The organism is Nesterenkonia halotolerans (assembly GCF_014874065.1).
Lineage (GTDB): Bacteria > Actinomycetota > Actinomycetes > Actinomycetales > Micrococcaceae > Nesterenkonia > Nesterenkonia halotolerans.
Genome location: NZ_JADBEE010000002.1, coordinates 600,409 through 618,105, shown reverse-complemented (window position 1 = coordinate 618,105; position 17,697 = coordinate 600,409). Strand labels below are relative to the sequence as shown.

15 protein-coding genes are annotated in these 17,697 nt (G+C 68.4%); 6 read left to right on the top strand and 9 right to left on the bottom strand.

Features of this window, described 5'->3' with window-relative positions:
- Window positions 1-29: 29 nt before the first annotated feature.
- From H4W26_RS13065 to H4W26_RS13055, 3 genes are read right to left on the bottom strand one after another with little or no spacing between them, the layout of a single operon-like run.
- Complete coding sequence (locus H4W26_RS13065; RefSeq protein ID WP_192592629.1) at window positions 30-686, bottom strand: GNAT family N-acetyltransferase; 657 nt, start codon at window positions 684-686, stop codon at window positions 30-32.
- Complete coding sequence (locus tag H4W26_RS13060; protein ID WP_192592628.1) at window positions 683-2,398, bottom strand: DUF885 domain-containing protein; 1,716 nt, start codon at window positions 2,396-2,398, stop codon at window positions 683-685. The genes H4W26_RS13065 and H4W26_RS13060 overlap by 4 nt, the downstream gene beginning before the upstream one ends.
- 7 nt (window positions 2,399-2,405) lie before the next feature.
- Window positions 2,406-3,854: an NAD(P)H-quinone dehydrogenase gene (locus H4W26_RS13055; RefSeq protein ID WP_192592627.1), complete on the bottom strand. Its 1,449-nt coding sequence runs from the start codon at window positions 3,852-3,854 to the stop codon at window positions 2,406-2,408.
- 233 nt (window positions 3,855-4,087) lie between these two features.
- Here H4W26_RS13055 and H4W26_RS13050 point away from each other — a divergent pair, with 233 nt between their 5' ends.
- The 5 genes from H4W26_RS13050 to H4W26_RS13030 all read left to right on the top strand — a co-directional run bounded on the left by H4W26_RS13050 (window position 4,088) and on the right by H4W26_RS13030 (window position 9,128).
- Window positions 4,088-4,933, top strand: coding sequence for a purine-nucleoside phosphorylase (locus tag H4W26_RS13050; RefSeq protein ID WP_192592777.1), 846 nt, complete (start codon window positions 4,088-4,090; stop codon window positions 4,931-4,933).
- 79 nt (window positions 4,934-5,012) lie between these two features.
- Entirely contained in the window at window positions 5,013-6,893 is a 1,881-nt protein-coding gene (locus H4W26_RS13045) for a phospho-sugar mutase (RefSeq protein ID WP_225940027.1), read from the top strand.
- Between the two features lie 54 nt (window positions 6,894-6,947).
- On the top strand, window positions 6,948-7,652 hold the full coding sequence (deoC, locus tag H4W26_RS13040) for a deoxyribose-phosphate aldolase (protein WP_192592625.1): 705 nt from the start codon (window positions 6,948-6,950) through the stop codon (window positions 7,650-7,652).
- A gap of 43 nt (window positions 7,653-7,695) precedes the next feature.
- Window positions 7,696-8,016 carry a hypothetical protein gene (locus H4W26_RS13035; protein WP_192592624.1) on the top strand — a complete coding sequence of 107 codons (321 nt, stop codon included), beginning with the start codon at window positions 7,696-7,698 and terminating at the stop codon, window positions 8,014-8,016.
- Between the two features lie 23 nt (window positions 8,017-8,039).
- On the top strand, window positions 8,040-9,128 hold the full coding sequence (locus tag H4W26_RS13030; RefSeq protein ID WP_192592623.1) for an acyltransferase family protein: 1,089 nt from the start codon (window positions 8,040-8,042) through the stop codon (window positions 9,126-9,128).
- Here the strand turns inward: H4W26_RS13030 and mfd are convergent.
- Window positions 9,095-12,724 (bottom strand): transcription-repair coupling factor, encoded by a 3,630-nt coding sequence (gene mfd / locus H4W26_RS13025; RefSeq protein ID WP_192592622.1) that lies wholly within the window; start codon window positions 12,722-12,724, stop codon window positions 9,095-9,097. The genes H4W26_RS13030 and mfd overlap by 34 nt on opposite strands.
- Window positions 12,725-12,854: 130 nt before the next feature.
- Window positions 12,855-14,162 (bottom strand): calcium/sodium antiporter, encoded by a 1,308-nt coding sequence (locus tag H4W26_RS13020; protein ID WP_225940137.1) that lies wholly within the window; start codon window positions 14,160-14,162, stop codon window positions 12,855-12,857.
- A gap of 98 nt (window positions 14,163-14,260) precedes the next feature.
- Between H4W26_RS13020 and H4W26_RS13015 the strand changes: the two genes are divergently transcribed.
- A complete protein-coding gene (locus H4W26_RS13015) occupies window positions 14,261-14,764 on the top strand; it encodes a DUF2505 domain-containing protein (protein WP_192592620.1) in 504 nt (167 codons plus the stop codon).
- 56 nt (window positions 14,765-14,820) lie between these two features.
- Here the strand turns inward: H4W26_RS13015 and pth are convergent, their stop codons facing one another.
- From pth to H4W26_RS12995, 4 genes are all read right to left on the bottom strand, one after another.
- Window positions 14,821-15,399 (bottom strand): aminoacyl-tRNA hydrolase, encoded by a 579-nt coding sequence (gene pth / locus H4W26_RS13010; protein WP_192592619.1) that lies wholly within the window; start codon window positions 15,397-15,399, stop codon window positions 14,821-14,823.
- A gap of 35 nt (window positions 15,400-15,434) precedes the next feature.
- Complete coding sequence (locus H4W26_RS13005) at window positions 15,435-16,085, bottom strand: 50S ribosomal protein L25/general stress protein Ctc (RefSeq protein WP_192592618.1); 651 nt, start codon at window positions 16,083-16,085, stop codon at window positions 15,435-15,437.
- Between the two features lie 194 nt (window positions 16,086-16,279).
- On the bottom strand, window positions 16,280-16,984 hold the full coding sequence (locus H4W26_RS13000) for a 3-oxoacid CoA-transferase subunit B (RefSeq protein WP_192592617.1): 705 nt from the start codon (window positions 16,982-16,984) through the stop codon (window positions 16,280-16,282).
- The gene (locus H4W26_RS12995) at window positions 16,981-17,685 is read right to left on the bottom strand and encodes a 3-oxoacid CoA-transferase subunit A (RefSeq protein ID WP_192592616.1); all 705 of its coding nucleotides are present in this window, start codon (window positions 17,683-17,685) and stop codon (window positions 16,981-16,983) included. Before H4W26_RS12995 ends, H4W26_RS13000 begins: the two co-directional genes overlap by 4 nt.
- Window positions 17,686-17,697: the final 12 nt, after the last annotated feature.

The following is a 17,697-nucleotide window of genomic DNA, read 5'->3' as shown; positions in this document are numbered from 1 at the left end:
CCCTGACCTGTGTGAAGTACAGGGCGAGCTTATCCGATGCCGGATTGTGATCCGCGGCAACGCGCCACGAGTCCGTCGCCTATCTCTTCCTGGGTCAGCGCGAAGCTGCGATGATCGCGCCAGTCGCCATCGATGTGCAGGAAACGCGGGCGCATCCCCTCCTCACGGAAGCCGAGCTTCTCCACCACGCGCAGGCTGGCGACGTTCTCGGGACGCACGGTGATCTCCACCCGGTGCAGCCCGCGCTCGAAGAACAGGTGATCCGCCGCGAGCGCCACGGCGAAGGTCATCAGACCGCGTCCGGCGTAGCGCTCGTCCAGCCAATAGCCGAGCGAGGTGGTGCGGGCCGAGCCGCCGATGATCGGGCCCACGGTGAGCTGTCCGATCAGCAGCGGCTGCTCCCCCACCGGGGTGAACCAGATGAGCCAGGGCAGGTGCGTGCCGGCCTGGGCTCCACGGATGAGCGTGCGCGCCATGTCTTTGAATCCCGCGGAGGAGTTGCGTGGGGCCGGGTTCTCCGGGGTGGTCGCATCCCAGGGGGCGAGCCAGTCGGTGTTGATCACGCGCAGCGCCATGAAGCGGTGCTCGTCTGCCATGCGCAGCGGGCGCAGCTCAAGGCGGCCCCCCTCGACTTCGACGGAGGGGCGGGCGGAGAAGTCTCGGCTTCGGCCGGCGAACAGTCTCATGGCCGCATCGCGAAACGCAGTGTGTCCAACCCGATCATTCCCAGCTCCAATAGTTCCGTGTGAAAGGCGCGCAGATCGAGGTGCTCGCCCGCGGCGCGTGCTGCCTCTTCGCGTTCCGCGCGGATCTGCCCGAAGACGCGCTGACCGACCTTATAGGACGGCGCCTGGCCCGGCCACCCGAGGTAGCGGGTGAACTCGAAGTCCAGCTGCGCGGCCGAGATCGGCAGGTGGGCGCGCAGGAACTCCTTCCCCAGCTCAGGGGTCCAGGCCGCGCCACCCCAGTCCTCCGGGGCGTCGAATCCGCAGTGGACGCCGATGTCGAAGATCACACGTGCCGCGCGCATGCGCTGCATGTCGTACATGCCCATCAGGTCACCGGGGTCGGTGAGGAAGCCGAGCTCCGCCATGAGCTCCTCGGCGTAGAGCGCCCACCCCTCCGCGAAGCCTGAGACGAAGCTGCCGTGGCGGCGCCAGGAGTTCAGCCGGTCCTTCACCAGAGTGGCCGTGGCGATCTGCAGGTGATGGCCGGGGACTCCCTCGTGGTAGACCGTGGTGGTCTCGGTCCAGGTGCTGAAGCTCTCGTCCTCGGGCGGGACCGACCACCACATCCGTCCGGGTCGGGAGAAGTCGTCGCTGGGGCCGGTGTAGTAGACCCCGCCGTCCTGGGTCGGGGCGATCATGCACTCGAGGACGTCCATCGGCGCGGGGATGTCGAAGTGGACATCCTTCAGCGCCGCGACGGCCTCATCCGAGAGGCGCTGCATCCATTCCTGCAGCGCCTGGGTCCCGATCAGCTGGCGGGCCGGATCAGCATTCAGGATCTCCTTGGCCTCCTCGATGGTGGCTCCCGGCTTGATCGCCGCCGCCACCTCCTGCTGGGCCGCGACGAGCCGATTCAGCTCCTGCAGACCCCAGCGATAGGTCTCTTCGAGATCGAGCTCGGTGCCGGTGAAGTATTGGCTGGCGAGTCGATAATGCTCGATGCCCACGGCGTCGGTCTCCGGAGCTTCGGGGAGCAGCTCGCGTTCCAGGCGCTCGGCGAGCAGCCGGTAGGCCTCCTGGGCGGCCGAGGTGCCCGCGGCGAGCGCCGCCTGGTTCGCGGCGCTGACCCCTGCGGTCCGGGCGTCTCGCAAATAGCCGGAGAGTGCGCCGTCGTGCTCGGAGTAGCTCCTGCACTGCTGGGCCACGGCCTGAACCTGACGGCGGGCCGGGATGTGGCCGCGGCGTGCGGACTCCTGCAGCGATTCCCAGTAGCCGTCCAACGCGGCGGGCAGGTTGCTCAGCCTTCCGGCGATGTGCCCGAAGTCTGCCTCCGTCTCGGCGGGCATGAGCTCCAGCACCATGCGCACCCCCTGCGGGGCGGAGGCCAGGTTGTTCAGCTCGGTGCGGCCGGTCTCGTGCAGAGCGACGTCCAGGCCGATCCGTTCAGCCATCGCATGCAGCGTGACCTCATCGATCGAATCCACCGGCGTCAGCTCGCTGAGCTGGGCGAGCGCCTCACGCTGCATCTGGGCCATCGCCTCGCGGCCGGCCGGAGAGTAGTCCGCGTACTGCGTCTCCACCCCGGGCCGACCGAGCACGGTGGCCTCTTCTGGGTTCAGCGCCAGCAGCCGCTCGTAGTACTCCTCGGCGAAGGCGTCCACCGCTGTCGGGATGCGCACCGGGCCGGTGCGCGGGGAACGTTCTGGACCAGCGGGTGGGCGTCTGCTCATGCGGGGTTCAGTCCTCGGGGTCGGTGACGTGCAGGTGGAGGCGGCGAGCTGCCTCGGAGATCGATCCGGTCAGCGAGGGGTACACCGTGAAGGTGGTGGCCACGTCGTCCACGTGCAGCTTATGGGTGACCGCGAGCGCCAGCGGGAAGATCAGCTCGGAGGCCCGTGGTGCGACCACCACGGCGCCGATCACCGTGCCCGAGCCCTTGCGGGAGAAGATCTTCACGAAGCCTTCGCGGATGTTCATCATCTTCGCGCGGGCATTGGTGGCGAGGTTGAGCTTGACCACGTCGGCCTGGTACTTGCCCGAGTCCACCTGGTCCTGGGTGACGCCGACGGTGGCGATCTCCGGAGAGGTGAACACGTTCGAGGCGACCTGGTGGAGCTTCAGCGGCTTCACGCTCTCGCCCTTCATATGGGCGACGGCGACCCGTCCCTGCATCGCTGCCACCGAGGCCAGCGGCATCACCCCTGTGCAGTCTCCGGCGGCGTAGATGTTGTTGGCGGTGGTCCGCGAGACGGTGTCCACCTGGACATGTCCTGACTCGGAGATCTCCACGCCGCAGTCTTCGAGCCCGATGCCGGTGGTGTTGGGGATGCCGCCGACCGCCATCAGGCAGTGCGAACCCTTGAGCACCTCGCCGTTGGTCAGCGTGACCTCCACGCCGGTCTCGGTGCGCTGCACCGATTCCGCGCGGGTCAGCGAGGCCACGTGCACGCCGACGCGCTCGAAGGAGTGCTCCAGCACCTGTGAGGCGTCGGAATCCTCTCCCGGGAGCACCTGCTCGCGGGAGGAGACGAGCGTGACCTCCGCGCCGAGGCGGCGGTACGCCGAGGCGAACTCAGCGCCGGTGACTCCTGAACCGACCACGATCATGTGCTCCGGGACCTCGGTGAGGTTGTACGCCTGGGTCCAGTTGAAGATGCGTTCGCCGTCCGGCTTGGCGGAGGGCAGCTCGCGGGGGTGGGCCCCGGTGGCGACGATGACGGCGTCGGCCTCGATGACCTCTCCCTCATGTGCACCCGAGGTGACCTCGATGCTGTGCGGAGGCATGACCTTGCCGCGCCCGATCACCACACGCACCCCGTAGGACTCCAATGTGGCGTGGATGTCGTGGGACTGGCTCTGCGCGAGCTTCAACAGTCGCTCGTTGACCTTGGAGAAGTCGGCCCAGGCGTGGTTCTCATCGCCGTTGCCCTGGCCGAAGCGCACTCCGAAGTCGGTGGCGAGGTTGACCCGGCGCATCGCATCGGCGGTGGCGATCAGTGTTTTGGACGGGACGACGTCGGTGAGCACGGCCGACCCGCCCATCCCCTTCTCCTCCACGATGGTGACCTCAGCACCGGCGTCTGCGGCGACCATCGCGGCCTCGTAGCCGCCTGGCCCCCCGCCCAGAATGGCGATGCGGTCAGGGGCGAAGCGGCTGTGCGAGTTAGTTGGAGTCACGGCCCCCATTCTGCCGAGTTCCCCCGGCAATGTCATACGCCGCGCGCGTCGGCGGCCGGTCAAGCCGCCCCGCGTGTCCGACCCGCACGCCCCGCCCGTCCAGCCCAGCCACCCCATCCGTCCAGCCCAGCCACCCCATCTGTCCAGCCCAGCCACCCCATCCGTCCAGCCCAGACGGTAGATTGGCTCCCGTGAGTGATGACATATCCCAGACCCAGCCCATTGCCCAGACCGGTGAGCATATGGTCGCCCACCCGGAACTGACCCCGACGAACGATCCGACGGCGCCAGCGAATCTCCTCGCAGAGGAAGCCGCCCGGTCCCTGCTGCATCAGGTGGGCGTGGATTCCATTGATCTGGCCTGCACCCTGGGTTCAGGCTGGGGCGAGGCCGCAGCTCAGCTCGGCGAGCTGGTCGCCGAAGTCGACGCGCAGGATGTCCCCGGCTTCCACTCCTCGGGGGTCTCGGGACACAGCGGCACGCTCAAGGTCATCCGCACGGACTCTGGAGCGCATGTGCTCGTCATCGGAGCACGCACCCACTACTACGAGGGTCGAGGCGTCGACGCCGTGGCCCATGGTGTTCGCACGGCGGCAGCCGCCGGCGCCAAGACCATGGTGCTCACCAATGGCTGCGGCGGGCTGAACCCGCAGTGGGCTCCCGGGACCCCGGTGCTGATCTCCGATCACCTGAACCTGACCGGCACCTCGTCGCTGCGCGGCGCGCACTTCGTGGACATGACGGACCTCTACTCCTCCCGCCTGCGCGGACTCGCACGGGAGATCGATCCGGAGCTTCCCCAGGGCGTCTACGCACAGTTCCCCGGCCCGCACTATGAGACTCCCGCCGAGGTCGCGATGGCAGGCACCATGGGAGCCGACCTGGTCGGCATGTCCACCGCACTCGAGGCCATCGCGGCGCGCGCCGCCGGCATGGAGGTCTTCGGCATCTCGCTGGTGACCAACCAGGCCGCAGGCATCTCCCCCGAGGCGCTGAGCCACCATGAGGTGCTCGAGGCCGGCCGGGAAGCCGCCCCGCGGATCTCCTCCCTGCTCGCCAAGATCATCGGGCGGGTTCTCAGCCCCTGATCGCCGCGCGTCCTCAGCCCCTGATCGCCAGCACCACCAGCAAGCACATAGTCCACCTCTTCAGATGGAGCAGAGCATCATGACCGAGAAGCTGTTCGGCGAAGTCCGCCGCTGGATCAACGCCGACCCCGACGCCGCCACCCGCGCCACGCTGCAGGACCTGCTGCAGCGCGCAGAGAACTCCGACGCCGACGCGCACCAGGAGCTGGAGCGTCGCTTCGCGGGCCGCCTGGCCTTCGGCACCGCCGGACTCCGCGCCGAGCTCGGGGCAGGACCACTGCGGATGAACCGACTCGTGGTCCGGCAGACCGCAGCCGGGATGCTCAGCTACGCCGAGGAGAAGCTCGCCGAGGCGCGCAAGAACGTGGACAACCCGCAGGACGCGCTGCAGACCGCTCGTAAGATCGTGATCGGCTTCGACGCCCGCCACCAGTCCGACGAGTTCGCGGCCGACACGGCCGAGATCTTCTCCGCCGCCGGCTGGGAGGTCCATCTCTTCGATCGCCCCGGCCCGACCCCGCTGCTCGCCCGCCAGGTGCTGGTGCTCGACGCCGAGATCGGCGTCATGGTCACCGCCAGCCACAATCCCCCGCAGGACAACGGCTATAAGGTCTACCTCGGCGGCGAGCTCTCCCGCTTCCTGGAACCTGACGGTCTCGGTGTCGGCGCGCAGATCGTCCCCCCGGTGGACCGCGAGATCGCCGCGCGGATCGCCGAGCTGGTGGAGTCCGACGCCACTAAGGACGCCTCCGCGGAAGCCTCCGACGGCGCCGCGGGCAGCGATCGGGGCGCCGCAGGACAGACCGCACCCGTGCACCAGGTCACCGATGAGGCGCGCCGCAGCTACGAGGCCGAGGCGCTGGAGCTGCTGGACACCGAGACCTACCCGCAGCGTGACCTGCACGTGGTCTACACCGCGATGCATGGTGTGGGCGGCGAGATGGTGGCCTCCCTGCTGCGCGCCGCCGGCTTCACGCTGACCCCGGTGACCGAACAGCACAAGCCCGACCCGGACTTCCCCACCGCCGCCTTCCCCAACCCGGAGGAGCCCGGCGCCCTGGACCTGGCGCTGAAGACCGCCGAGTCCGAGGCCGCGGACATCGTCCTGGCCAATGATCCCGACGCCGACCGCCTCTCCGCCGCCGTCTATGACGAGCGCACGGAGAACTGGCGTCAGCTCTCCGGCGATGAGATCGGAGCCCTGCTGGGACGCCACCTGCTCGAGCGCGGCCCGCTGCGCCCACAGGTGCTGAACTCCCCCACCCCGGAGAGCACCGAGGCTCCCGACGCGGCCCCCGTGTTGGCGAACTCCATCGTCTCCTCCCGGCTGCTGGAACGCCTGTGCCAGGTGCGCGGCGTCGGACATGCCGCCACGCTGACCGGGTTCAAGTGGCTCGCGCGGGTGCAGAACATGAGCTTCGGCTACGAGGAGGCCATCGGCTTCAACGTGGATCCCGCCCATGTGAAGGACAAGGACGGCGTCTCCGCGGCGCTGATCTTCGCGGAGATGGCGGCCTCGCTGAAGTCCCGCGGCATCAGCCTGATCGACGCGCTGGATGAGATCGCGGCCGAGGCCGGGGTCTTCGTCACCGGCCAGGTCACCATCCGGGTCAGTGACCTCTCCGAACTCGGCAAGGTCACCGCCGCGCTGCGCGCCGAGGCTCCCACCGAGATCGCAGGCTCCCCGGTGGTCGAGTCGCTGGACCTCACACAGGACCCGCTGCCCGGCACCGAGCTGAACGAGGCCACCACGACCGACGCGCTGATCTACCTCACCGAAGCCGGCGATCGGGTGATCGTGCGCCCCTCCGGGACCGAGCCCAAGGTCAAGTGTTACCTCGAGGCCGTGGCCGAGACCCCCGGGGTCGACGCCGCCGCAGAGGTCATCACCGAGGCTCGCGCCAAGGCTGCGCACCGCCTCGATGAGCTGCGCAAGTCCATGGAGACCATGCTCAGCTGAGCGCTTCTCAGTCCCCCGACGAGATCCCGACCCCCGACTTTGAGGAACACCACCATGACCCAGACCCTGTCCCCGGCCGAGATGGCACCGCTGATCGATCACACCGCGCTGAAGCCGGACACCGACGAGGCCACCATCCGCCGCATCGTCACCGAGGCCAAGGCACACTCCTTCGCGGCCGTGTGCATCAACCCACGCTGGGTGTCGGTGGTCGCCGCCGAGCTCGCCGGCAGCCCGGTGAAGACCTGCACGGTGGTCGGCTTTCCGCTGGGCGCCACCACCACAGCCTCGAAGCTGGCCGAAACGGTGGAGGCCGTGGAGCTCGGCGCCGAAGAGGTCGACATGGTCGTGGACATCGCCGCCGCCAATGCCGGGGACAAGGAGTATGTCGAGGCGCAGATCCGCGCCCTGGCCGATGCCGCCCATGCAGGCGGGGCCATCCTCAAGGTGATCCTGGAGACCGCGCTGCTCACCGAGGCCGCAAAGGAACTGGTCTGCCGGGCCGCGGAGACCGCCGGGGCCGATTTCGTGAAGACCTCCACCGGGTTCGCCGGCGGAGGAGCCACACTGGCCGACATCAAGGTGATGCATGCCCTCGTCGGTGGCCGGCTCGGCATCAAGGCCTCCGGCGGCGTGCGCAGCTATGACGACGCCGCAGCCATGGTCGCCGCCGGCGCCACACGGATCGGAGCGAGCTCCTCTCTTGATATCGTGGGACACAGAGATTCCAGCACATCCGGTGCTGCCGAGAGTTACTGAGAAGACCTCTGGCGCAGTCCGCATCGCATCCTAAGGGGAGCACATGATCAGCAACGGCAAGGTCAAGGCCTACTCGGGCCAGGGCAACTTCGTAGGGAACTTCGCAGGATTCCTCATCGTCTTCTTGATGCTCGTGGGCTCCATCGTCGCGTTGAACTTCTGGGACCTGGACCAGGTCTGGATCCCCGGCCTGTTCTTCATCGGCCTCTACGGCGGTGCATTCTTCGTCGCCAAGGAGGTCATCGGTCGCTCCGACTCCCTGGAGCAGCAGGACCTCCACGGCGAGCACGGCGAGCCGCTGGATGCCATGGCATCGCGCGCCACCTCCTCGCGTGAGTCGGCTGCGGAGCCGCACGTCCGCTGAGCATGCGGGACTGACCTGCTGTCATGACCTCTCCGGCTCCCCGTGTCTCCGGCAGCCGGAATCTCGGCATAGACCTGCTGCGCGTGATCTCGGTCGCCGCAGTGGTCATCGGTCACGCCTGGCCAGGGATGCCGGGCGAGGCCTACCTGCAGATCGTGCGGATGCCGCTGTTCTTCTTCCTCGCAGGATTCTTCTTCTCCACCTCGCGCAGCTTCAGCGCTGAGCTCCGCGTCCGCGGACGCTCCCTCGCGCTGCCCTATGCGATCTGGCTGGTGCTGCTCAGCGTCGCCGTGCTTGCCATGGAGCCCAGCCCGTGGCCGTTCGAGCCCGGCACGATCCCCGGTGCGCTGATCGGCGGGGCCGAGACCGACATGCCGTTCCTGGCGTTCTGGTTCATCTCGGTGCTCTTCTTCGCCGCGCTGCTGCTGCGCGTGGTGCTGGCGGCGCCCTGGTGGGTCGGGGTGCTGGTGGGCCTGGGTGGGCTGACTCTGGTCGAGCTGCCGGACTCCGCGATGGCCTACACCCCGCTGGGCATCGGCCTGGCGCCGGCCTGCATGGCGTTCATGCTCGCCGGCCACTGGTTCGGCCGCTTCATGCGCACTCCGCGCGGCCATAACCTCCCTGCGAAGCCCTGGATCGGGCTGGCCTGCGCGGCGGTGGGCTTCGGCGGTGTGGTCGCCGGGGCGCAGACCATGAACTTCAAGTGGTCAGGCTTCGGCACCTTCCTGCTCTCCCCCGCATTGGCCCTGCTGATCAGCATCGGGCTGGTGCTGATCTTCTCCACCACCGTGCATGCCCTGCTCGGCGGCGCGAGCCAGGGGCGCACCGCACCCTCCCGTTGGGGGCGCGGCGTCGGCGTCGTCATCTCGGAACTGGTGCGCACGGCCACACTGGTGGTCTTCCTGCATGCCCTGGTGCTCTACCTGCTGCTGCGCCTGGTCGAGCTGGAGAACCCGCCGCTGCGCACCGCGACGGCGCTGCTGATCTGCTGGGGCATCGGCGTGCTGGTGAACCGGACGCCGCTGAAGCTCCCGCTCAACGGGCTCGCCCTCGCGGCGCCCCGGCACCAGAAGGCGCCTCAGACTGGCGGGAAGATCGCCTCGAAGACCTGATTCAACCAGGCCAGCAGCTCTCCGTCGGTGAGCTCCGCCCCGGTGATCCCGCTGGTCTTGGGCTTCGGGATCAGCACCTGCTTCATCGAGACCTTGTGCTGGCTGCCCGGATACATCCGTTCCATGCGCATGGTCTTGGACTCGGCGAGCTCCGCCACGGGGCCGAAGCGGATGAACTTGCCCTGGGTGCCGACGTCGTGGATCCCGGCCGCCCGCGCGCGGTTGCGGAACCTGGCCACCTCGATCAGGTTGGTCACCGGATCCGGCAGATCCCCATAGCGGTCCTGCCACTCGGTGACGACCTCGGCGATCTTCTCCTCCGCGTCGGCGGCGGCCAGCTTGCGGTAGCCCTCCAGGCGCAGCCGCTCGCCGGGCACGTAGTCGTGCGGCAGGTGAGCGTTGATGGGCAGCTCGATCTTGACCTCGGTGAAGGTCTCCTCCTCGTCGCCGCGGTAGTCCGCGACCGCCTCACCGACCAGACGCAGGTAGAGGTCGAAGCCGACCCCGGCGATATGCCCCGACTGCTCGCCGCCGAGCATGTTGCCGGCGCCGCGGATCTCGAGGTCCTTCATGGCCAGCTGCAGGCCGGCACCGAGCTCGTTGTTCGCGGCCACGGCGCGCAGCCGTTCCAGCGCCACCTCGCCCAGCGGCTTCTCCGCCGGGTAGAGGAAGTAGGCGTAGGCGCGTTCCCGGGAACGGCCCACGCGTCCGCGCAGCTGGTGCAGCTGAGAGAGCCCGTAGGTGGAGGCGCGGTCCACGATGAGCGTGTTGGCGTTGGAGATGTCCAGGCCGGTCTCGATGATCGTGGTGGAGACCAGCACGTCGAAGCGCTTCTCCCAGAAGTCCTGGATGATCTGCTCCAGCCGGGACTCGCTCATCTGACCGTGTGCGACCTCCACACGCGCCTCCGGGACCAGCTCCCGGACCCGTGCGGCGGTGGCGTCGATCGAGGACACCCGGTTGTGCACGAAGAACACCTGGCCCTCGCGCATGAGCTCGCGGCGGATCGCGGCGGAGACCTGCTTATCGGTATAGGGCCCCACATAGGTGAGCACCGGGTGGCGCTCCTCGGGCGGGGTGGCCAGCGTGGAGGTCTCCCGGATCCCGGCCATGGACATCTCCAGGGTGCGCGGGATGGGCGTGGCGGACATCGCCAGCACGTCCACATTGGTGCGCATCTTCTTGAGCTGTTCCTTGTGCTCGACGCCGAAGCGCTGCTCCTCGTCGATGATCACCAGGCCCAGGTCCTTGAAGTCCACCTCTTTGGAGAGCAGCCGGTGGGTGCCGATGACGATGTCGATGCTTCCCTCGCGCAGTCCGGCGAGGTTCTCCTTGGACTCCTTCGCGGTCTGGAACCGGGACAGCGGGGCCACACGGACCGGAAATCCGGCGTAGCGCTCCGTGAAGGTCTCGTAGTGCTGGGAGACCAGCAGCGTGGTGGGCACGAGCACGGCGACCTGCTTGCCGTCCTGGACCGCCTTGAACGCGGCGCGGATCGCAATCTCGGTCTTGCCGTAGCCCACGTCACCGGAGATCAGCCGGTCCATCGGGATCTCGCGCTGCATGTCCGCCTTGACCTCGTCGCTGGCGGTGAGCTGGTCCGGGGTCTCGGCGTAGGGGAAGGCGTCCTCGAGCTCGCCCTGCCAGGGTGTGTCGGGGCCGAAGGCGTGCCCGCGGGAGGCCATGCGTGCCGCGTAGAGCCTGATCAGCTCGCCGGCGATCTCCTTGACGGCCTTCTTGGCCTTGCGCTTGGTCTGCGACCAGTCGCTGCCGCCCATCTTGGACAGCGACGGCGCCTCCCCGCCCACGTACTGCGAGACCTGGTCGAGCTGGTCGGTGGGCACCATCAGCCGGTCCTTGGCGCCGCCGCGCTTGGAGGCCGCGTATTCCAGCACCAGGTACTCGCGGATCCCGGCGGTGCCGGCCTTGATCGCCTGCGGGGAGCCGACCTTGCGCTGGATGAGCTCCACGAACTGGCCGATGCCGTGCTGCTCGTGGACCACATAGTCCCCGGGCTTGAGCGCGAGCGGGTCCACCACATGACGACGACGCCGGGCCGGCACCTTCCGGGCGGAGCCGGAGTCCTGGCGGATGGACCGGCCGAGCATCTCGGACTCGGTCAGCAGCGCCAGCTGCAGCGGGTCCACGGCGAAGCCCTCGGAGACATTGGCCGTGGAGATGGTGATCCGGCCCGAGCTCGGGGCCTCCTCGAGGGTGTCCACCCGGACGCAGGGGACCTCGTGTTCGGTGAGCAGCTCGAAGACGCGCTGGGCAGAACCGGCCGCGGCAGTGGTGACCACCACGGTCCAGTTCGCCTTGGCGCGCTCGGCGAGGAAGGTCATCACGTCCTCGACGCTGCCGCGGTAGCCGATGGGCTCGCGGGAGTCGATGGAGACGATGTCGGCGTCCTGCTCGAGCTCCTCGTCCAGGCCCAGCGAGGTCATCGACCACCACCCGGCGCCGTGGGCGATCGAGGCTTCGCGGGTCTCAGCCAGGCTCGCGAAGGCGCCGGCGGAGAGGCCCTGCTGCTCGCTGCCGATCTGCGCGCCGCTGACGTCCAGCGGGGCGGCGGCGCCGTCGGGGGCTGCAGACCAGGCGGCGGCCAGGAACTCTTCATTGGTGGCGGCCAGGTCATGGGCGCGGCCACGGGTCTTCTCGGGTTCGATCACCACGGTCAGCGAGCCGGCGGGCAGCTGGGAGACGAAGCTGACCATCTCCGGGACCAGCACCGGGGCGAGGGACTCCATGCCCTCGGCGGCGATGCCCTCGGCAAGCTTGGTGAGCAGGTCCGCGGCATGCGGCATCTGCGAGATGAGCTCCTTGGCGCGGGCCTTCACGGCGTCGGTGATCAGCAGCTCGCGGCAGGGGGCGGCGTCGAGGACGTCGGGGTGTTCGGTGGACTCGGTGTCCAGGGACCGCTGGTCGGCCACGGCGAACCAGCGCATCTGCTCGACCTCGTCGCCGAAGAACTCGATGCGCACCGGGTGTGGGTCCGTGGGGGCGAACACGTCGAGGATGCCGCCGCGGACGGCGAACTCTCCGCGCCGGGTGACCATGTCCACGCGGGAGTAGGCGGCGTCGGCCAGCTCCGCCACGGTCTGATCGAAGTCGGCGAACTCCCCGACCTTCAGCCGGACCGGGGCCAGCTCGCCGAGCCCCGCGACCAGCGGCTGGACCACGGCACGGACCGGAGCGACGACGACGTCGAGCGCTCCCCCGGTCTGCTCCGGATGCGCGAGCCGTCGCAGCACCCCGAGGCGCCGCCCGACCGTGTCCGAGCGCGGCGAGAGCCGTTCATGCGGCAGCGTCTCCCAGGACGGGAAATGCGCCACGGCGGCCTCAGGGGCGTAGGCCTCCAGCGAGGTGGCCAGCTCATCTGCTTCGCGGTCGGTGGCCGTGACGGCCAGCAGGGTGCCGGTGGCGCTGGTGCCGCGCAGCTTGGCGGAGATCTCGGCGATCAGCGCGGGGCGCAGACCGGTGGTGGAGGAAATCTGCAGCTCCTCGGTGCGCTCCGCGGCAGGGTGTGCGGCGGCGGAGGCCACCCGTTTATAGGAGGGGTTCGCCGTCAGGGCCGCGCGCAGACCGGAAAGAGCCATGGGAGAGTGACGCCTCGTTTCGCCTACAGATCGATGCAGGAGCAGATTTTTTATGGGGTGGGAGGGCCCGCAGAGTCGGCCTCATACAGGATACTCGTTGTTCCGTTCAAGGGACGGCGCGGGTGGTGTCCTACGAGGGGCCGGGTGGGTGCTGCCCGGCGGGCGCGGCGTCATGTCCCTGGGCTCGGGCCGCCCGGCGACTCCGCAGCACTCCGACCTCGTAGCCCACCAGGGCTGCGATCCAGAGCGCGGTGATCGGCAGCACGAACCACAGCATCGCGGCGCTGAAGGGTTCCAGCGCCGCATGGGTGGAGGCGTCGAGGACCAGGTAGGTGACGTAGGCGCCGTAGAGCAGCACGAGCAGAATCCCCTCCCAGCGTCCGATCGCCGCGGCGGTGAAGGCCAGCGGCAGCAGCACCAGCGCCGTGGCGATCATCACCGGCAGGTCGAAGTTCACTGCGGCAGGGTCCACGTCGATGCCGCCGGGGGCGATGACCGCGGTCAGCCCGAGCACGGCTCCGATGTTGAAGATGTTGCTGCCGACCAGGTTGCCCACCGCCATGTCCCGCTCGCCGCGCAGGGCGGCGATGACGCTGGTGGCCAGTTCCGGCAGTGAGGTACCGATGGCCACGATGGTGAGTCCGATGATCAGGTCGCTGACGCCCAGCGCCTGCGCGATCGTGGTCGAGGCGCTCACCAGCATCTGCGCACCGGCGACCAGCAGCGCGATGCCGACGACGAGCAGCACCAGATCGATCAGCGTGGAGCGGCGCTTCGAGGTCCGCACCGGCCGGGTCGGCTTCACGGAATCCCCCGCGCGTGCCGAGCGCTTCTCGGCAGGTGTGTCGCTGGCCGCGGGAGCGGCGCTCGCGCCGTCGGCGGGAGCAGGGCTCGCGCCGTCGCTGACAGCAGGGGTGGCGCCGGGAGCAGCGCGGCTGGCGCTGGGAGCGGCGTCGTCGCCCTCGGGTGTCGGCTCGTTCTTCTCCCGCTGAGTCTGCCGGCGGGCCAGGACGATGGTGACCACGAGGTAGACCAGCAGCAGGCCCAGCAGCGTGGAGCCTTCCAGGGTGCTGATGGTGCCGTCCAGTGACATCAGCAGGGCAATGACCGAGAGCCCGATCATGATCGGGATGTCGGCCTTGATCAGCTGAACCTTGACCATCAGCGCGCCGAAGACCGCCGTCAGGCCCATCACCAGCAGGATGTTGGCGATGTTGCTGCCGACGACGTTGCCGACCGCAAGCCCTGGGGAGCCGCTCAGCGCGGCACCGGCGCTGACTGCCAGCTCAGGGGCAGAGGTCGCCGAGGAGACTACGGTGAGCCCGATGATCAGCGAGGAGAGCCCCACGGTTTTGCCGAGCGAGGAGGCGCCGCGGACGAGCGCCTCGCCGCCGGCGACGAGCAGGACGAACCCGCCCAGGAGCAGAAGAATAGTCATGAGGGTCACCGGGGCAACTTTACAATGGGAACGTTGCGTGGCTGATCTCGCGGTAACAACCGCGAGACAGCTCTTGACCTACCTGAAGGAGATTGCCCGTGGCACTTGAAACCGAACTCGTGATCCCGCACAGCGCGCAGGACATCATCGAGGCCTATGCCGATCGCGACTTCAACGAACACCTGTCCAAGAAGGTCGGCGCAAAGCTGCTTAGCTTCGAGGTCAACGGACCGCTGGACGGCGCCTTCGAGATCGTCACCGAGCAGTCGATGGCGGCGGACAAGCTTCCGGACATCGCGAAGAAGGTCATCAAGGGCGAGGTCAGCGTGCACGTGACCCACGCCTGGGGCGCGCCGGACGCAAGCGGCTCTCGCCGCGCGGACACCGAGGTGAAGATCTCCTCGGCTCCGGTGTCGGCGAGCTCGGCGCAGAACCTGCATGCCCGCGGAGAGCAGGAGACGCTCTCCACCGTCCGCGGTGAGGTCAACGTGAACATCCCGCTGATCGGCAAGAAGATCAAGGCCGCCGCCGAGCCGTACATGCGCAAGTTCGTGGATCTTCAGGCCCGCGAGGTCAGCGCCTGGATCTCCGGCCGGGGCTGATCACCTCCAGCCGATGCGCTTCTGGTCACCGTCGGCCCAGGGCGCGGCAGCACCTCTCAGTGCACCGCGTTCTGGGCCGCCGTGAGCCCATCGGCGACCAGGGTCTCCACGGCATCTGCCAGCCGTCCGATGAACAGCGGAAGCTCCTTCTCCTCGGCGGCGCTGAACTTCTGCAGCACGTAGTCCGCGGTGTCCATCTGGCCGGGGGGCCGGCCCACGCCCGCACGGACCCGCAGGTAGTCTCGGTCCCCGCCCAGGTGGGTGGTGATCGATTTGAGCCCGTTGTGTCCGCCTTCGGACCCGCCGCGCTTGAGCTTGGCCCGGCCGAAGTCGAGGTCAACCTCGTCGTGGACCACGATCAGGTTCTCGGTGGGCACCGAGAAGTAGTCCATCAGCCCGCGCACCGGTTTGCCCGAGACGTTCATATATCCCTCGGAGATCGCGAAGACGACCTTCGGTCCGCCCGGGCCCAGCCGGGCCGCGACGGCCTTGGCTCCGAGCTTGGTGCGCGAGTACTTCGCGTCCATGCGGTCGAGGAGTTCGTCGAGCACCATGTGCCCGATATTGTGCCGGGTATGACGATAGCGGGACCCGGGGTTCCCGAGTCCCGCTATCATCCACGTCTGCGAAGCCATGCTTCGAGCCTAGTGGAGGTTGTGCGTCGAGCCGATCAGGACTCGTTGCCCTCGGAGTTCTCCTCGGACTCGCCTTCGGACTCACCCTCGGTGGTCTCGTCGTCGGCGTCCTCACCCTCGGTGGTCTCTTCCTCGTCGCCCAGGTCCTGCTCGGCGGGCTCGTGGATGGAGACGATCGGGGACTCCATGTCGGAGAGCGCCAGGGTCACGCCGTCGGGCAGCTGGATGTGCTCCGGGAGGGCGTTCTCGTCGCGGTCGGTGATGTCCACGATGACGTGCTCGGGCAGGTGGGTCGCCTCGGCCTCGACGGAGACGGTGGCCTGCTCGAGGATCCACTCGAAGCCGACGGCGGGCTCGCCGGTGACCTCGACGTAGACGTCGACGACGACCTTCTCGCCGCGGCGCACGGTGAGCAGGTCCATGTGGTCGATGTTGCGCTTGATGATCGCGCGCTGGATGGCCTTGGGGATCACCAGCTGCTCGGTGCCCTCGATGTCCAGGGTGATCAGCACGTTGGGGTTACGCACTGCAAGGTGAGTCTGGTGTCCCGGGAGCGTCACGTGGATGGGCTCTTCGCCGTGGCCGTAGACCACTGCGGGGATGAGGTCATCACGACGGGCCTTGCGGGCTGCGCCCTTGCCGAATTCGGTGCGCTTGGTCGCGGGAATGACGATCTTGTCAGCCATGGTATTAGTCCTTCGTTGGTTGGATTCGTATTGATCCAGGCCAACGACAAGTGAATTCCAGGCTCTCCGCGCGCTGAGCGGCGGATATGAAGTCCTGCAGTTCGCCTCGTCGATCACGGGGCTGAAGTCTGCGGAAGCTGATCCGCCGACGTCGCCCCCTCGCCTGGGCACAGCTGTCAACTATACCAGCAGATTCAGCCTCGTTGCGTGGGTGCAGGTCTCCAGCTGTTCTCCGCAGGCAGGGTGAGTGGGAAGTCGAGTCGATCCGCGAGCTCCTGCGGGCTCATTCCATGGGCCTCGCGCAGCGTGACCGACGGGCCGTCCTGCCCCTGCTCGATCAGGAAGACCCCGTGGTCGGTGTAGATGCGGCTCACGCAGGCCAGCCCGGTCAGCGGGTAGGTGCAGTCGGCGACGATCTTCGGCGTTCCGTCCTTGGCGAAGAGGGACATCATCACGAAGACCTCCTTGGCGCCGATGGCCAGGTCCATGGCGCCGCCCACGGCGGGGATCGCGTCGGGAGCCCCGGTGGACCAGTTGGCGAGGTCTCCTGCCGCGGAGACCTGGAAGGCGCCGAGCACGCAGACATCGAGGTGTCCCCCGCGCATGATGGCGAAGGAGTCGGCCTGGTGGAAGTAGCTGGCGCCGGGATGCTCGGTCACCGGGATCTTCCCGGCGTTGATCAGCTCCTCGTCGATGTCCTCTCCGTGAGCTTCAGGGCCCATGCCCAGCATGCCGTTCTCCGTGTGCAGGGTGACCTGCTGATCGGCGCGGAGGTAGTCCGAGACCTTGGTGGGCTGCCCGATCCCGAGGTTCACATAGGAGCCGGGGGCGATGTCGGCGGCCACGAGCCGGGCGAGGTCCTCGCGGGATAGGGTGCTGGTGCTGTTCTCGGTGCTCATGCGTGCTTCGCCTCCTGGGGCTGATTCTCCGGCTGTGCGTCCGCGCCGAGGGCGGTGACCGTGTCGACATAGATGCCGGGGGTGACCACGTGCTCCGGGTCGATCGACCCCACGGGGACACGCTGCCGGACCTGGACGACAGTGTGTGCGGCGGCCGTGGCCATCACCGGGCCGAAGTTCCTGGCGGTCTTGCGGTAGAGGAGGTTGCCGGCGTCGTCGGCGGTGTGCGCCTTGATCAGCGCCACGTCCCCGCGGATCGGATGCTCGAGCACGTAGTGGCGTCCCTCGATCTCGCGGGTCTCCTTGCCTTCGGCGAGGCTGGTGCCATAGCCGGTCGGCGTGAAGAAGGCACCGATCCCGGCCCCGGCGGCACGCAGCCGTTCGGCGAGGTTGCCCTGCGGGACGAGCTCGAGCTCGATGTCCCCGGCGCGGTAGGCCTCATCGAAGTGCCAGGAGTCGGACTGCCGTGGGAAGGAGCAGATCACCTTGCGCACGCGGCGCTCCTTGATCAGCAGCGCGAGGCCGCGATCGCCCTGTCCTGCGTTGTTGCTGACCACGGTGAGTCCGGTGGTCCCGGACTCCAGGAGCGCGTCGATGAGCTCCATGGGCTGCCCGGCGTTGCCGAAGCCGCCGAGCAGCACGGTGGAGCCGTCCTTCACGCTTGCGACGGCCTCGGCGGCCGTGTCTACGAATTCGGTCATCGGTTCATCCTT

Bases quoted from the DNA above. Each gene is read 5' to 3' on its own strand.
- pth (WP_192592619.1), bottom strand. From the start codon at position 15,399: ATGGCTTCGCAGACGTGGATGATAGCGGGACTCGGGAACCCCGGGTCC.
- H4W26_RS13060 (WP_192592628.1), bottom strand. From the start codon at position 2,398: ATGAGCAGACGCCCACCCGCTGGTCCAGAACGTTCCCCGCGCACCGGC.
- H4W26_RS12995 (WP_192592616.1), bottom strand. From the start codon at position 17,685: ATGACCGAATTCGTAGACACGGCCGCCGAGGCCGTCGCAAGCGTGAAG.
- H4W26_RS13005 (WP_192592618.1), bottom strand. From the start codon at position 16,085: ATGGCTGACAAGATCGTCATTCCCGCGACCAAGCGCACCGAATTCGGC.
- H4W26_RS13050 (WP_192592777.1), top strand. From the start codon at position 4,088: ATGGTCGCCCACCCGGAACTGACCCCGACGAACGATCCGACGGCGCCA.
- H4W26_RS13035 (WP_192592624.1), top strand. From the start codon at position 7,696: ATGATCAGCAACGGCAAGGTCAAGGCCTACTCGGGCCAGGGCAACTTC.
- mfd (WP_192592622.1), bottom strand. From the start codon at position 12,724: ATGGCTCTTTCCGGTCTGCGCGCGGCCCTGACGGCGAACCCCTCCTAT.
- H4W26_RS13030 (WP_192592623.1), top strand. From the start codon at position 8,040: ATGACCTCTCCGGCTCCCCGTGTCTCCGGCAGCCGGAATCTCGGCATA.
- H4W26_RS13065 (WP_192592629.1), bottom strand. From the start codon at position 686: ATGAGACTGTTCGCCGGCCGAAGCCGAGACTTCTCCGCCCGCCCCTCC.
- H4W26_RS13055 (WP_192592627.1), bottom strand. From the start codon at position 3,854: ATGGGGGCCGTGACTCCAACTAACTCGCACAGCCGCTTCGCCCCTGAC.
- H4W26_RS13020 (WP_225940137.1), bottom strand. From the start codon at position 14,162: ATGACTATTCTTCTGCTCCTGGGCGGGTTCGTCCTGCTCGTCGCCGGC.
- H4W26_RS13000 (WP_192592617.1), bottom strand. From the start codon at position 16,984: ATGAGCACCGAGAACAGCACCAGCACCCTATCCCGCGAGGACCTCGCC.
- deoC (WP_192592625.1), top strand. From the start codon at position 6,948: ATGACCCAGACCCTGTCCCCGGCCGAGATGGCACCGCTGATCGATCAC.
- H4W26_RS13045 (WP_225940027.1), top strand. From the start codon at position 5,013: ATGACCGAGAAGCTGTTCGGCGAAGTCCGCCGCTGGATCAACGCCGAC.